This is a genomic window from Bacillus sp. EB V-12 (genome assembly GCF_056158125.1).
Map to the genome: position 1 here is coordinate 318,468 of NZ_JBUXJL010000002.1, position 16,561 is coordinate 335,028.

The 16,561-nt window shown below is 33.6% G+C and carries 10 protein-coding genes and 1 riboswitch; of the genes, 9 read left to right on the forward strand and 1 reads right to left on the reverse strand.

Going from position 1 to position 16,561, the window contains the following annotated elements; translation table 11 throughout:
* Window positions 1-10: 10 nt before the first annotated feature.
* The 8 genes from ACZDYH_RS08265 to ACZDYH_RS08300 all read left to right on the forward strand — a co-directional run bounded on the left by ACZDYH_RS08265 (window position 11) and on the right by ACZDYH_RS08300 (window position 13,646).
* Complete coding sequence (locus tag ACZDYH_RS08265; protein ID WP_063535832.1) at window positions 11-436, forward strand: hypothetical protein; 426 nt, start codon at window positions 11-13, stop codon at window positions 434-436.
* 449 nt (window positions 437-885) lie between these two features.
* Window positions 886-1,422: a TetR/AcrR family transcriptional regulator gene (locus tag ACZDYH_RS08270; RefSeq protein ID WP_000028016.1), complete on the forward strand. Its 537-nt coding sequence runs from the start codon at window positions 886-888 to the stop codon at window positions 1,420-1,422.
* Window positions 1,423-1,594: 172 nt separating this feature from the next.
* Window positions 1,595-1,687: riboswitch (cyclic di-GMP riboswitch) on the forward strand.
* A 59-nt stretch (window positions 1,688-1,746) separates the two neighbouring features.
* On the forward strand, window positions 1,747-8,541 hold the full coding sequence (locus ACZDYH_RS08275; protein WP_474886136.1) for a SpaA isopeptide-forming pilin-related protein: 6,795 nt from the start codon (window positions 1,747-1,749) through the stop codon (window positions 8,539-8,541).
* Between the two features lie 478 nt (window positions 8,542-9,019).
* Window positions 9,020-9,757: a 2OG-Fe dioxygenase family protein gene (locus ACZDYH_RS08280; RefSeq protein ID WP_000144812.1), complete on the forward strand. Its 738-nt coding sequence runs from the start codon at window positions 9,020-9,022 to the stop codon at window positions 9,755-9,757.
* Complete coding sequence (locus ACZDYH_RS08285; protein ID WP_139849529.1) at window positions 9,754-10,500, forward strand: SDR family NAD(P)-dependent oxidoreductase; 747 nt, start codon at window positions 9,754-9,756, stop codon at window positions 10,498-10,500. Before ACZDYH_RS08280 ends, ACZDYH_RS08285 begins: the two co-directional genes overlap by 4 nt.
* A gap of 89 nt (window positions 10,501-10,589) precedes the next feature.
* Window positions 10,590-11,531 (forward strand): DMT family transporter, encoded by a 942-nt coding sequence (locus ACZDYH_RS08290; protein ID WP_000939621.1) that lies wholly within the window; start codon window positions 10,590-10,592, stop codon window positions 11,529-11,531.
* 230 nt (window positions 11,532-11,761) lie between these two features.
* Entirely contained in the window at window positions 11,762-12,238 is a 477-nt protein-coding gene (locus tag ACZDYH_RS08295; protein WP_001182725.1) for a PH domain-containing protein, read from the forward strand.
* On the forward strand, window positions 12,231-13,646 hold the full coding sequence (locus ACZDYH_RS08300) for a PH domain-containing protein (protein ID WP_474886140.1): 1,416 nt from the start codon (window positions 12,231-12,233) through the stop codon (window positions 13,644-13,646). The genes ACZDYH_RS08295 and ACZDYH_RS08300 overlap by 8 nt, the downstream gene beginning before the upstream one ends.
* Before the next feature lie 170 nt (window positions 13,647-13,816).
* On the opposite strand, the gene hmoB is transcribed toward ACZDYH_RS08300, so the two are convergent.
* Window positions 13,817-14,314, reverse strand: a complete 498-nt coding sequence (gene hmoB, locus ACZDYH_RS08305) for a heme-degrading monooxygenase HmoB (protein WP_000644063.1) — start codon at window positions 14,312-14,314, stop codon at window positions 13,817-13,819.
* 128 nt (window positions 14,315-14,442) lie between these two features.
* Between hmoB and ACZDYH_RS08310 the strand changes: the two genes are divergently transcribed.
* Complete coding sequence (locus ACZDYH_RS08310) at window positions 14,443-16,560, forward strand: transglycosylase domain-containing protein (protein WP_474886142.1); 2,118 nt, start codon at window positions 14,443-14,445, stop codon at window positions 16,558-16,560.
* Window position 16,561: the final 1 nt, after the last annotated feature.

The window sequence follows — 16,561 nt, forward strand, 5'->3', positions numbered from 1 at the left end:
GTGAATGAGAGTGAGCAAATTTTTAATACCGTATTCATTTTCTATATTAAGTTTCTTTATTTCAGCAACAGCACTTGATTTATATGATAGGATGGGAAACAATAGTGAGCTGGTTTCGCCGAACATAATTGGAAAGATAATTCAATCTACTGCGCAAATGGGAGTCCTTACATTGTATTTCGGAGTACCTATTATTTTAGGTGGCTGTCTACTTGGTGAGCTATTGTTTAGAGGTATCATTTTACGATTTAAACTCAGCTATATTATATCTTTATTATTATATCTACTTTTAGCTTTTAGTATTGTTTTCGTAACGGTAGGCATTCCAACTACATATGAAGATTCTAATACATTTTTCATGGGGATAACTATGATTTGTGCTGTTACATTCTTTGTGAGTCGGAATATATGGGAAAACAAGTTAATAATGGAGTGACAAAATGAAATACACCTGTCCATGTTGCGGATATAAAGTTTCACTTTATTGGATCAGTTAGAAAACCGACTAGTGAAGATGTGAAGGATGCTAGTTGGCAGCGAATTTGTTAAGTAGAATGTTATTACTCAATTTAATGGGAGTAATAACATTTTTTATTTAGTACTGAAAGAATTACTGCTGTCTTAAAGTAATAAGAAGGAATAAATCGGTAAATTTTATTAATGGATATATTTTCAATAAATACAAAAGTATAGATGTATAGTCAGCTTTGTGTATTTAATGTTATCATATTGAATGATATGGAAATTTTTAATAGAATAAGTAACTAAAAATTCAAAGGTAATGAAGCTTTTGTTGTATAAAGAAAATACTTAGTAGTAATCAACAATATTAAAAATAAGATTCGTATTTATATAAATTTAGTAGAAATGGGGTTTTAAAAAGGAATGAGTATAAGCATAACGCGGCAAAAGATTTTGGCGGCCGCTTCTCAAATTGTGCAATGTAAAGGGGTTGCTAAATTAACCTTAGAAGCAGTGGCAAAAGAGGCGGGTGTAAGTAAAGGTGGATTATTGTATCACTTTTCAAATAAAGAAGCTTTAATAGAAGGTATGATAGTCAGAGGGGTAGAGGATTATGAGGGAGCCATTTACAATAAAGTAGCGGAAGACGCAGAGAAGAAAGGGAGATGGGTTCGCTCTTTTGTAGAGGAAAGATTAAATAATGAGAGAAGAACAGAAGAGTTATCTAGTAGTATGATGGCAGCATTCATGTTAAAACCTGAATTACTTGAGCCATTACAACAATCATTTCAGCAACTGCAAAAGAATATAGAAAACGATGAGATAGATGCAGTTTGTGCAACAATTATTAGATTAGCAGCAGATGGATTATGGTATTCGGAATATTTAGGGGTTGGAAGACTAAGCCCTGAGTTAAGAGAAAAAGTGATTCAAGCTCTTATTAGGAATTCATATAAATAGAATATACGAACTATATAATGTAAAAATAATTCACCGTTGCTTCTTTAATGTAGTGGTGAATTATTTTTTTTATTAGAAAAATAGAACAATTTTATAGAGTATTGAATTATAACCGTCCAGACGGTATAGTAATATTTGGTTTAAGAGGAAAATGAAACAAAAAAAGAATAAAAGATATTTTTAGCACACTATTCGAAAGGATAGGCCGCAAAGCTTAGAGTCTACGGTAATACATATTGGTTACTAAGATCGTCTGGTTGCACATTTTTGATGCAACCGGACGGTCTTTTTTTGTTATATAAATATAAAAAATAGGAGGGAACTATGCAAATGAAAAGTACTAAAAGACATATTTCAATGGTTTCATTAGTTTTTCTAGTATTATTTTCAGTGCTGAATGTGTGGGCTCCAGTTATTCAAGCTGCTGTGATGAAAAGTCCAGTGGACGAAATTAATATTTCCCGTACTGATGGCACGACATCTGAACCGTATCAAGCCTCAGATGGTATGAAAGTAGAAGTGAAGTGGTCAGCTAAAGAAAAAATAAAAAGTGGAGATCAATTCACAATTGATATGCCAAAAGAGTTTCGAAAAGACCTTATGAATATGAGTTTTCCTTTAAAAGATACTGAAGGAAAAATAGTTGGTACATGTGAGATGAAAAAGGGTCTATTAACGTGTACTATGGGGGATTACGTAGAAGGAAAGAATAACATTAAAGGTTCTTTATTCGTAGAATTCTACTTTGGTCTAGAAGCATATGATGGTGTTAAAGAAATTCCATTAGAATTTAACGTTGATGGTCAAATCGTCAATAAAGAAGTAAATGTAAGTAATACGACAGAGAGACCGAAGCCACAGCCCAATACAGATAATCTATTGAAATGGGGTTCTTATAATCAAGAAGATCCTTCGATTGCTGATTGGCTTGTATATGTAAATGCAACTGGAACAGAAATGCAAGATCTTAAATTAACAGATACATTAGGACCTGGGCATGAGTTAATTACAGACAGCGTAGTATTAGAAGAGGCTGTATTTGAAGATGGTTATGCACCAACAAATATTAAGCCAGCAGATTTATCTAACATTAAAATTAATGCAACAAAGGCTGGATTTACAATTGAGTTTCCAGACAGTTCAAAAGGTTATATTTTAAGATATAAAACAAAGATTACTAATCCTTCTGCAAAGCCTCATAAAAATACTGTGAAATTAGAAGGTAAAAATATTAAAACTGAAGAAAAAGTAGGACAAGTATTCGTAAGTGGTGGAGGGGGAACCGGTTCAGGTGACGATAATCCACCTAGTATTGAAAAAAATATAGTTGATGAGAATGGCAAGCTTGTAGAGAATGAGCAGCTAACACAAATGGATCAAGTGATTCAATACCAAGTTGGTACACATATACCAAACGATCCTCCTAAATACACATCAATGGTAATTCGTGATGATTTAGAAGATGTTTTAGAAGTATTAGAGGCAAAAGTATATGATCAAAATGGCCAAGATATTACTTCTAAAGGGACGTTAAAGATAGATAAGCAAAGAAGTGAAGTAACATTTACGTTTGGTGAGAATTTTGACTATAAGTCATATGAAGACCAGATAATTAATCTTAGTATCAAGGCGAAAATTAAAAATAATGCAGACTTATCTTCTTACGTAGATAAGAAGATTCCTAATAAAGCGGAATTACATTTTGATGATAAAACATTAACATCAAAAGAAGTAACTATTACGCCGCCTGAAGCTCCAAAAGACGGTACAGTATCGATTCATAAAATAGATTCTGAGAATCTGAACAAAGGGTTAAAAGGTGCCGAATTTGAAGTTCGAAATAGTGCAAATGAAGTTGTTGCAAAACTGAAAACGGACGAAAAAGGTTTTTCAGTACCTCAACCTTTAGCTCCTGGGACGTATAAAGTATATGAAACAGTAGCACCAGAAGGATATCAAAAATTAAAAGAACCAGTAGAGGTTACACTTCAAGCTGGAGAAACAAAAACAATTGAAATTAAAAATACTATGCAAAAGGGTCAAATTGAAGTAAAGAAAATTGATTCGGAAAATGGTGAAAAACCATTAGCAAATGCAGAGTTTGATATAGTAAAAGACGGTGTAGTAGTCGAACATATTATTACAGATAAAGATGGTAAGGCAATCTCTAAACCGTTAGCACCAGGGAAATATATTTTAAAAGAAACGAAAGCGCCTGAAGGCTACCAATTAAAAGAAGCAGAGTTCGAAGTAAATGTAACAGGGGACGGCATATTCCCAATACAAGTGGAAAATGCAATGGTTGACAAAGGTAATATAGAAATTACAAAAGTGGACAAAGAGAACGGGGCAGTATTAGCGGGTGTCGAATTTGAAGTCCAAGATGAGAAAGATGGAGTAGTAAGAAAAGTAGTAACAGATAAAGATGGAAAAGCAAACGTTTCAGATCTATCAGTAGGAAAGTACAAATTAGTAGAGACGAAAAGCTTACCAGGTTATAAAAAGCTAACAGAACCAGTACCATTTGAAATAAAAAAAGGTATGACAAAATCTTTAGCAATAAAAGTAGAAAATGAGCAGTTAGACAAAGGCTCAGTAGAAATTATAAAAATAGATAAAGATAGCCAAAAAGTACTAGAAGGCGTAGTCTTCGAAGTGCAAGATGAGCAAGGCAAAGTAGTAACAGAAGTAAAAACAGATAAAGATGGTAAAGCAAAAATCTCTGATTTATCAGTAGGGAAGTACAAATTAGTAGAGACGAAAAGTTTACCAGGCTACAAAAAGCTAACAGATTCAGTATCATTCGAAATTACAAAAGGTATGACAACAGTCCTATCGTTGAAAGTAGAAAATGAACAGTTAGATAAAGGTTCAGTAGAAATTACAAAAATAGATAAAGACAGCAAAAAAGCATTAAAAGGCGTAGTCTTTGACGTGCAAGATGAAGCTGGAACAGTAGTAAAGGAAGTAAAAACAGATAAAGATGGTAAAGCAAAAATCTCAGATCTATCAGTAGGAAAGTACAAATTAGTAGAGAAAGAAAGTTTACCAGGCTATAAGAAATTAACAGAGCCAGTATCGTTTGAAATTACAAAAGGTATGACCGAGATCTTATCATTAAAAATAGAAAATGAAATGGTAGATACGGGAAATATAGAGATAACAAAGATAGATAAAGATAATAAAGCACCGTTAGCGGGAGTAACATTCATCGTACAAGATGAAAAGGGTAAGGAAGTTACGAAAGTAACGACAGATAAAGAAGGAAAAGCAAATGTTTCAGATTTACCTGTAGGAAAGTATGAATTAGTAGAGGTAGAAAGTTTACCTGGTTATAAAAAGTTAGAAAAACCAGTATCATTTGAAATTAAAAAAGGCATGACCGAGGTCCTATCATTGAAAGTAGAAAATGAAATGGTGGATACAGGGAATATAGAGATAACAAAAATAGATAAAGATAGTAAAGCTCCATTAGAAAATGTTGTATTTGAAGTACGTGATTCAAAAGGAAAAGTAGTTGCGAAAGTAAAAACGGATAAAGAAGGAAAAGCAAACGTTTCAGATTTATCTATTGGAAAGTATGAGTTGGTAGAAGTAGAAACACCGGCAGGATACAAACCACTAGAAAAGCCAATTTCATTCGAAATTGAAAAGGGTAGAGTAACAGCATTACAATTGACTGTAGAAAATGAATTAGTGGATACAGGAAATGTAGAAATTACAAAAGTAGATAAAGAAAATAAAGATGCTTTAGCTGATGCAGTCTTTGAAATTCAAGATGAAGCAGGACAAGTAGTCGCTAAAATAACGACAGATAAAAAAGGACAAGCACAAGTTACTAATTTATCAGTCGGCACATACAAGGTAGTAGAAGTAAAAGCACCAAAAGGATATAAACAATTAGTAGATCCGATTACTTTCCAAATTGAAAAAGGTATGACAAAATCTCTTGCTTTAACAGTAGAAAACGAAATGTTAGACAAGGGAAATGTGGAAGTAACAAAAGTAGATAAAAATAGTCAAAAAGTATTAGAAGGCGTAGTCTTCGAAGTTCAAGATGAGCAAGGCAAAGTAGTAACAGAAGTAACGACAGATAAAGATGGAAAAGCAAACGTTTCAGATCTATCAGTAGGAAAATACAAATTAGTAGAGACGAAGAGTTTACCAGGTTACAAAAAATTAACGGAACCAGTATCATTCGAAATCAAAAAAGGTATGACGAAAGTTTTATCATTGAAAGTAGAGAACGAACTGTTAGATAAAGGTTCAGTAGAAATTACAAAAGTAGACAAAGAAAGTGGCGCAGTATTAGCGGGCGTAACATTCGAAGTGCAAGATGAAAAAGGCAAAGTAGTAACAAAAGTAACGACAGATAAAGAAGGAAAAGCAACAATTTCAGATTTACCAGTAGGAAAATATAAGCTAGTAGAGGTAGAAAGCTTACCAGGATATAAAAAACTAGCGAAACCAGTATCATTCGAAATCAAAAAAGGTATGACAGAAGTTTTATCACTAAAAGTAGAGAATGAGCTAGTAGATAAAGGTTCAGTAGAAATTACAAAAGTAGATAAAGATGGTCAAAAAGCATTAGAAGGCGTAGTCTTTGAAATCCAAGATGAAGCGGGAAAAGTAGTAACAGAAGTAAAAACAGATAAAAATGGTAAAGCAAAAATCTCAGACTTATCTGTAGGAAAGTACAAATTAGTAGAGAAAGAAAGCTTACCAGGCTACAAACAATTAACAGAACCAGTATCATTCGAAATCAAAAAAGGTATGACAGAAGTCTTATCATTAAAAGTAGAGAATGAACTAGTAGATAAAGGTTCAGTAGAAATTACAAAAGTAGATAAAGATAGTCAAAAAGTATTAGAAGGCGTAGTCTTCGAAGTACAAGACGACAAAGGCAAAGTAGTAGCAGAAGTAACGACAGATAAAGAAGGAAAAGCAAACGTTTCAGATCTATCTGTAGGAAAATATAAATTAGTAGAGACGAAGAGCTTACCAGGTTACAAAAAGTTAACGGAACCAGTATCATTCGAAATTACAAAAGGTATGACGAAAGTTTTATCATTGAAAGTAGAGAACGAACTGTTAGATAAAGGTTCAGTAGAGATTACAAAAGTGGACAAAGAAAGTGGCGCAGTATTAGCGGGCGTAACATTCGAAGTGCAAGATGAAAAAGATAAAGTAGTAACAAAAATAACGACAGATAAAGAAGGAAAAGCAACAATTTCAGATTTATCAGTAGGAAAATATAAGCTAGTAGAGGTAGAAAGCTTACCAGGATATAAAAAACTAGCAAAACCAGTATCGTTTGAAATTAAAAAAGGCATGACAGAAGTTTTATCACTAAAAGTAGAGAACGAATTAGTAGATAAAGGCTCAGTAGAAATTACAAAAGTGGACAAAGAAAGTGGCGCGTTATTAAAAGGCGTAACATTCGAAGTGCAAGATGAGCAAGGCAAAGTAGTAACAAAAGTAACAACAGATAAAGAAGGAAAAGCGAAAATTTCAGATCTATCTGTAGGAAATTACAAACTAGTAGAAGTAGAAAGCTTACCAGGCTACAAAAAGCTAGCAGAGCCAGTATCATTCGAAATTAAAAAGGGTATGACAGAAGTCTTATCATTAAAAGTAGAGAATGAACAGTTAGACAAAGGTTCAGTAGAAATCACAAAAGTAGATAAAGATAGTCAAAAAGTATTAGAAGGCGTAGTCTTCGAAGTACAAGACGACAAAGGAAAAGTAGTAACAGAAGTAAAAACAGATAAAAATGGTAAAGCAAAAATCTCAGATCTATCAGTAGGAAAGTACAAATTAGTAGAGAAAGAAAGTTTACCAGGTTACAAACAATTAACAGAACCAGTATCGTTTGAAATTACAAAAGGTATGACAGAAGTTCTATCATTAAAAATAGAAAATGAAATGGTAGATACGGGAAATGTAGAAATTACAAAAATAGATAAAGATAATAAGGCACCGTTAGCAGGTGTAGTCTTTGAAGTACAAGACGACAAAGGCAAGGTAGTAACGAAAGTAACGACAGATAAAGCTGGAAAAGCAACAGTTTCAGATTTATCAGTAGGAAAGTACAAGCTAGTAGAAGTAGAGAGTTTACCAGGCTACAAAAAAATAGAAAAGCCTGTACCATTTGAAATTACAAAAGGTATGACAAAATCTTTAGCGTTCACTGTAGAAAATGAAATGGTAGATACGGGGAATGTAGAAATCACAAAAATAGATAAAGACAGTAAAGCACCATTAGAAAATGTTGTATTTGAAGTACGTGACTCAAAAGGCAAAGTAGTTGCGAAAGTAACGACGGATAAAGAAGGAAAAGCAAACGTTTCAGATCTATCAGTAGGAAAATACAAATTAGTAGAGACGAAGAGCTTACCAGGTTACAAAAAGTTAACGGAACCAGTATCATTCGAAATTACAAAAGGTATGACAAAAGTCTTATCATTGAAAGTAGAGAACGAACAGTTAGACAAAGGTTCAGTGGAGATTACAAAAATGGCCGCTGAAAGCAAGGAAGTCTTATCAGGAGCTGTGTTTGAAGTTCATGATGAAAAGGGAAAAGTAGTAGTGAAAGTAACAACAGATAAAGATGGAAAGGCAAAAATCACAGATCTATCTGTAGGTAACTACACACTAGTAGAAGTAGAAGCACCAAAAGGATATGAAAAATTAACTAATCCAATTCCATTTGAAATTACAAATGGAATGATAAATGCAGTTCAATTAGAAGTATTAAACAAATTGAATCATTTAGCACCACCAGGTCCAGAAACACCAGATCCAGAAAAGCCTGGAACACCGAATCCAGAAAAACCTGGAACACCAGATCCAGAAAAACCTGGAACACCGGATCCGGAGAAGCCTGGAACACCGAATCCAGAAAAACCTGGAACACCAGATCCAGAAAAACCTGGAACACCGAATCCAGAAAAACCTGGAACACCAGATCCAGAAAAGCCAGGGACACCGAATCCAGAGAAACCTGAAAAAGAATTACCGAAGACAGGGCAGAAAATGCCTGTGGAACCATATATGGGAGCACTTCTTGTAATGATGAGTTTTGGGTTACTCGTATTAGGTAGAAAACAGCAGAGATAATAAAGGTGAAAAGGTATCCTCAAAGTATTTGAGGATACCTTTTTTAGCATAAAAAAAAGCATCTAGCAAAAGTACTAGATGCAAATAAAAACACAAGGGAAGACAAAATTCTTCCCTTTTCCCGTATGTAATTATATCAAAAAATTTATAAAAAACTAGCTATATTTAAAATATAATTTTTAAAAAAGTTATATACATAAATAATTGCAATACGCGCAGTTTTATCTTTCTGAAAAATCCATTTCTTTAATTTCGAATATTAAGACTAATGTTGATAAATCTTCAGATAATTAGAAAAAATAACCAAAAGGATATATAATATTGCTTAATAAATAATTTTAATGAATTACATATATTTCATTTGGTGTATTAATTGAATATCATAATTTAAAATTTTATTAAGCAAGAATCTCGGTTACTTATTGCATTTCTAACATAGGGTGAGATAGAAAAATACAATAGTGTGGAGGTTTTTATAATGACATTTGTTCTTAGTAAAATGAATGGGTTTAGCATAGAAGAAAAGGTACATGAATTTGAATCTAAAGGATTCCTTGAAATCTCAAATGAAATCTTTTTACAAGAGGAAGAGAATCATCGTTTATTAACACAAGCACAGTTAGATTATTATAATTTGGAAGATGATGCGTACGGTGAATGCCGTGCTAGATCTTATTCAAGGTATATAAAGTATGTTGATTCACCAGATTATATTTTAGATAATAGTAATGATTACTTCCAATCTAAAGAATATAACTATGACGATGGCGGGAAAGTTAGACAGTTCAATGGCATAAATGATAGCTTTTTATGCAATCCTTTAATTCAGAATATCGTGCGTTTCGATACTGAATTTGCATTTAAAACAAATATAATAGATACAAGTAAAGACTTAATTATAGGTTTACATCAAGTAAGATATAAAGCTACTAAAGAAAGACCATCTTTTAGTTCACCTATTTGGTTACATAAAGATGATGAACCAGTAGTATTTTTACACCTTATGAATTTAAGTAATACAGCTATTGGTGGAGATAATTTAATAGCTAATTCTCCTCGGGAAATTAATCAGTTTATAAGTTTGAAGGAGCCTTTAGAAACTTTAGTATTTGGACAAAAGGTCTTCCATGCCGTAACGCCACTTGGAACAGAATGTAGTACGGAGGCTTTTCGTGATATTTTATTAGTAACATTTTCTTATAAGGAGACAAAATGAGAGAGAATAAAATAATTATGATTTCTGGAGCCAATAGCGGTATAGGTCATGCTTGTATAAAATACTTTTTAGAAAAATCATTTCATGTAATAGCGCTTGATATTCATAATAATAATTTAATAGATTATATGAAAACAGATATGCCTTTGAAAGTAGTGCAAATTGATTTAAGTAATAGCGAAGCGATTCATAATCTTTTTACTCAATTAGATTTAGAAAAGCTTTCTCCTGATATATTAATAAATGCAGCTGGTATTCGAGAGATAACACCTGTTTTACATTTATCCGATGATATGTTTAAAAAAGTAATTGATGTAAATTTAGTAGCCCCATTTATCCTTTCTAGGGAAGTAGCTAAGCGATGGTGTGAATCGAAAATAAAAGGTTGTATTGTGAATATAGCATCGGTTTCTGGATTAATGGCTGAACCAGAGCGAGCTGCTTATGTTGCATCAAAGCATGCTTTAATCGGATTGACTAAACAGATGGCTATGGAATTTGGTAAGCAAAATATAAGGGTAAATAGTATTTCTCCCGGTGTTATTAGAACTGAACTTACAGAAGAATACTTTAGTAATAAAGCCTTGATGTCTATGATAAAAAGTAATCAATCTTTAGATACTTGGGGGTTGCCGCAGGATATTGTTTCATGTATTGATTACTTGATTTCTGATCAGGCCCGCTTTATTACTGGTTCTAATTTTGTAATTGATGGTGGTTGGACTGCTGGAAAAAATTTATAATTGAGTGTTTTTGAGGAAAAGCACCTGTCCTTTTTTTAGGCTGGTGTTTTTCTCACTATAAACCGAGTTTTTATTGGAGGGGGATTAATTTGCTTCAAAAGAGTTTTAAGCAAGAGAAAACGGTACCGGCCTTAAAGATGATAGCATCAATGGTTATCTTTGGATCAGTTGGCTTTTTTTCGGTTCAAACAAACTTACCTTCGTTTGAATTAGTGTTTGTAAGGTGTATTTTTGCGACAATATTTTTAAGTGTATGCTGGTTGCTTACAGGGCAATATAAACAAGATAAATGGGAACGAAAAGAAGTTATTCAAGTTTTAATATGTGGCTTTTTCTTAGTATTTAATTGGGTTTTCTTATTTAAAGCCTTTGAAAATATGTCAGTTACAATTGCTATCTCAGTTTATCATCTTGCACCAGTAATTGTACTGTTAATTGGAAGTATCGTCTTTAAAGAAAAATTAACATTCATATCTATCATTTCAATAATTGTGTGTTTTGCAGGAGCTTTATTAATTGCTGGTATCGATGGAAGCTTCTCTTTCGGTTCATTAATGTCTTCAGGTATGATATGGGGATTTCTTGCAGCTCTCTTTTATGCATTTACAACTTTATTTGGTAAAGGGATTAACAAAATGAGTGCGTATGCAATGACATTTTTACAAACATTCTTGGGGATATTTCTTTTAATACCATTTATAGATTTAGATGCTTTTAGTGGCCTCACTCAAAGTAATTGGACATATATTATAGCTACTGGTTTTATTCACACAGGGATAGTATATTATCTGTTTTTTGATAGTTTACGCTATTTATCTACAAAAACAATCTCAATATTAGTTTTTTTAGATCCGGCAGTGGCAATATTATTAGATACTGTACTTACTGGATTCCGTCCAACTTTAATGCAAATAACAGGAATTCTTTTTATTTTTATTGGCATGACTTTAACATTAAAAAAATCTAAAGATAAAAAACTGAGCCAAAAAGAAAAGCGAATTGAAAGCGATGCTAGTATATCTCAACAATAATGAAATATATTGTGTATAAAACGATAAACCTTACATGAATCATGTAAGGTTTATTTTAGTTCAATATAATTCATATTTATAATACATAATTTTCAAAACTGAGGTGTGTGTTTCTTTAATATGCTTTTGATTCAACTATTTTTATTTGACTATAAATTTACAAAAATGTATATTAAATCTTATTTTTTGATAATATATAAGTAATAAATTCATAGAATTGGAGTGATGAGATGCAGCCGTTAGAAAGGGAGATTCATTCTAATATGCTGAAAGTGTGGCGAATTCACGCTTTAATTGGGACGGCAGTTATACTAACAGTCGTAATTGCGTATTTCTTTTTTATGATTAACTTTAACTGGTGGGGCTGGTTGTTTGGACTATTAGTAACAGGAGCTATTACATTTATTCCACTTGATTATTTTGTGTTTCCAAATTTACGTCAGCGCTATTATAGTTACAGATTAAATGAAGAAGAGATTGAGATTCAAAAGGGAATGTTCGTTGTAAAACGCGTACTTATTCCGATGATCCGTGTGCAGCACGTAACGATTGAGCAAGGGCCGATCATGAGAAAGTATAATTTAGCAGAATTACATATTTCAACAGCCGCAACTTCTCATAGTATTCCAGGTTTAACGAAAGAAGAAGCAGAACAGCTGAAAAGACAAATTGGAGAACTTGCGAAAGTGAGTGATAAGGATGTATAAGAGGCAACATCCGATTACGATATTGTTAGGTATTAGGATTGCGAGTTTGTTGCCACTTATTATTCTTGTTTTATTTAAACCTGATGAACAAGTGGAACCTTGGTATTTATTTTATCTTTTTCTTCTGGTTGTTTTATTCATCATGGCTATTTTTTCAGCAATTAAATGGTATTTTAAAGTGTACTGGATTGAGAATAATATTTTACATATAAAGCACGGTGTTTTTGTAAAGAAGGAAAGCTGTTTAAATAAAGAACGTGTGCAAAATATTAGTACGTCTTCTAACATCATTTATCAAATGCTCGGACTTATGAAGTTAAATATAGAAGTAGCCGGTGGTGGTAATGAACCAGAAGTGATGTTGGCTGGTATTAAAGAAGACGAGGCAAAACATTTAATTTCTTTATTACATAAGAAAGAAACTACTGTAAAAGAAGAAATAGAAGAGGAAGAAAGCAAGACGGTTTATCAGTTAACAGCGAAAGAGGTTTTAGCCGCAGCGATTACATCTGGTCGGTTCGGACTAGTGTTCTCTGGACTAGTACTTCTTTACACAAAGTTTGATTTTGTTCTTCCTGAAGGATTCACAAGTAAAGTAGAAGCGTATGTGATGGGAAACGGTGTTTATAAACTAATTGTAATTGCATTAATTTTAATGGGAATTTCGTGGATTATTTCCACGGCTGGATATGTGTTGAAATATGCAAACTTTAAAATTGAGCGAAAAGGGGAAGAGATTCGTATCGTTCAAGGATTATTTGAAAAGAAAGAGTTTGTCTTAAAATTGCACCGCATTCAAGCGATTACTGTAAAAGAAGGTATGCTTCGCCAGCCGTTTGGCTATTGTGCTGTTGAAGTGGAAGCAATTCAAAGTATTGGAGCAGCAAGTAACGAAGTAATGTTGCATCCATTTATGAAGAAAAAAGATGTACAGCACCTGATCACATATTTAGAGTTACCATATGAAATCGAAGCGGAGATCGTTCACTTACCAAAAACAGCGTTGCGTCGTTATTTCATTATGGGCTGGTTAATAAGTATCATACTCACAGTTCTAATTGCCAGCGTGAGTATATATTTTAAACAATATATTGCGTTGTTTTTTATTTTACCGTTATTTATCGTGTTTTCGTTATTTGCGTATGCTAGATATAAAAGTGGCGGTTATGAATTAAGAGAAAATCAACTAACGGTTGTATATCGTAATTTTTCGAAATATACAGGAATAATGCGAAGAAGACATGTTCAAGCAGTAGGTTATAATCAATCGTATTTTCAAAGAAAAGATGAATTATGTACAACTCTTGTAGCGGTAGCTGGGCGGGGTTATGAAGTAAAGCATATGAGAAAAAAAGATTCACTTCGTATATATAATTGGTACAAAGAAAAAGGAAACACCGGTGTGTAATGGTGTTTCCTTTTTGTCATTAAATTGATATCTTTAGTCGAATCGTTGATATATTTCAAGATGTGATAGATATATTCGGAAAATCGTTGATATATTCAAAGATATGATAGATATATTCGGAAAATCGTTAATATAATTTCACGTACTGTTAGTGTTGTATTATGTTTTAATTAAACTAACACATCAAAAGTAGTCACAAAAGATGGACGAGAGAAAATACTCTTTTGCTGTTCCGCATGTGGATGCGCTTGAGCTTGTCCTTCTGCTTGCGTGGGACGTTTTTTATGAGCGTTTTCGAATGAACGTGATTCTGTCCAGTCTTTAAAGTTTTGCTCTGTTTCCCACATCGTTAAGATGACGTATGTATCGTTACTTAATGGGCGTAGAACACGGATCGCTTGGAATCCTGGTTCGTTTTCAATAAGGCCTGCGCGGTTTTTAAAACGGTTTTCAAATACAGGGCGACCTTCGTCTGTGACAGAAATGTTGTTACAAACGATATAGCCAGGTTGTCCTTTAAATTCACCGACAGCATCTAGTACATCATATTGAAGTGAACCTTCTACAGATTCTTCTGTATTTTCTTTATAAAACATATTTTTTTCATCATTTTTTGCAGTGAAATGTGCTTGTTCTAGAGGTGTTTCGTATGAAATAATAGCCTTCATTTTAATGCCCCCCTTAATAGTTTGTTTCTATTATATCAACTCTCTTAAAAAACTTCGAAGATTATATACATAAAGATACTTCTTTTTCAAATAATAAATGTACCATCATTTGGAAAGAAGGACGATGTATGAAGAAAGTAAAGTGGACTTTATTAGGCGGCGTCGCAACGTTCGTAGTAGCGATTGTAATCTATAAACTTATCGTGTTAGCTGGTGGCTATATGATGGATGAAAAGCAGCTCGTTTTCCACTCTTCATCACGTATCGTTGACCAGAAAGGGAAAGAAATTACGAAATTATACGTAGAAAATAGAGAGCTCGTACCAATCGAGCAAATTCCGAAGTATGTGCAGCAGGCGTTTGTTGCGGTGGAAGATTCTCGTTTTTATGAGCATCAAGGGATTGATTATCCGTCTATATTCCGTGCTCTTTATAAAGATACGTTAGCTAGAGAGAAGGTAGAGGGCGGTAGTACCATTACGCAGCAACTCGCTAAAAACGTCTTTTTAACTCGTGAAAAAACATTTACGCGCAAATTGAAGGAAGTCGCAATTTCTCTTCAATTAGAGCAAAAATATACGAAGCAACAAATTCTTGAAATGTATATGAATCATATTTATTTTGGTCATGGGGCTTACGGTATTCAAGCGGCAGCAAAGTTGTATTTTAATAAAAATGTTGAGGATTTAACAGTAGAGGAAGGGGCAATGCTTGCAGGCCTTCCGAAGTCACCAAACGGATATTCACCGTACTATTCTGCAGAGAAGAGTAAGGAACGCCGTGATCTAGTGTTGTCACTTATGCATAAACAAGGCTATTTGACTGCAGAAGAAAGCGTTCGTTATCAAGGGAAGACAATTGCTCTATATAAAAATTTAGATGAGAATGAGCTTGCATATATGCCGTATATTGATATGGTCATAGATGAAGCCGCTCGTTTATACGGGTTGTCTCATCAAGAAGTACTTCGCGGAGGATATACGTTTGTCGTACCTATGGATGAAAAGATTCAAAAGGTAGCATATAACCAGTTTCAAGATGCAAGGAATTTCCCTGGGAAAGAAGAGGGGGCGCAAGGTGCTTTCTTATTAATGGATAATCGTACGGGAGGGATTAAAGCGGCGATTGGGGGAAGAAAGTACGTCCCGAGAGGATTTAATCGTGTTTTTGCCAAAAGGCAGCCTGGATCTGTTTTAAAACCACTTATCGTTTATGCACCAGCACTAGAAACGAAAAAGTATAATCCGTATTCTTTATTAATGAATGAAAGAAATTCTTTTGAAGGGTATGAACCTCGAAATTATAATCATGAGTATTCAAAAGAAATGACGATGTATGATGCGATTTTAGAGTCGGCAAATGTACCGGCAGTTTCTTTATTAAATGAGTTAGGGGTAGAAGAAGGAAAGCAATATTTAGAAAAAGGAAATGTTCATATTGCAGATGCTGGTTTAAGTACAGCGCTTGGCGGATTGAAAAATGGCGTTTCAACATTTGATCTTGTAAAAATGTATCGTTCATTTTTAGCAAATGGAAATATTATCGAGCCGCACGTTATTGATAAAGTATTAAATAGACACGGTGCAGTCATTGGGGAATCTCCAAAAGTAGAGACAAAAATCTTCTCGAAGCAGACAGCATGGTATATGACGAAAATGTTAGAAGGAGTTGTGAAGGAAGGAACAGCAAGAGTTGGTGTATATAACGGTGCGTTAGCTGGAAAAACGGGTACAACTTCATTGCCAAATGACGATAAGGGAGCAAGAGATATGTGGTTCGTTGGTTATACACCGAACTTAGTAGGCGCTGTTTGGATTGGTTATGACCGTACGGATAAGGAGCATCAGTTGCAAGGAGAAAGTGCATCTGCGACAAAATTGTTTAAGAAAATTTTAACGAAGGCTAATGTAGAACATAAAGAGAAGTTTATGAAGCCTGAAGGTGTGGAAACAATCGGCGCTCCGATTCGGCTGCGCAAAATTGAAGATGTAAAAATGAAATTATCATTTAGCCCTTTCGGTTTATTTAAAGCAAAATTAAGCTGGACACCACTTCCAGATAACAGAATTATGTACCGAATCTATAGAGTGGAGAATGGAATTCATACGCATGTTAGCACTGTAAATGGTGCTGGGGAATATGAGGAAAAGTTCATTAACATATTTTCAAAACCGAGCTTTTACGTTGTACCATATAATACACAAACGAATCGTGAAGGAGAAAAGTCAAAAGTAGCTAAACCATAGT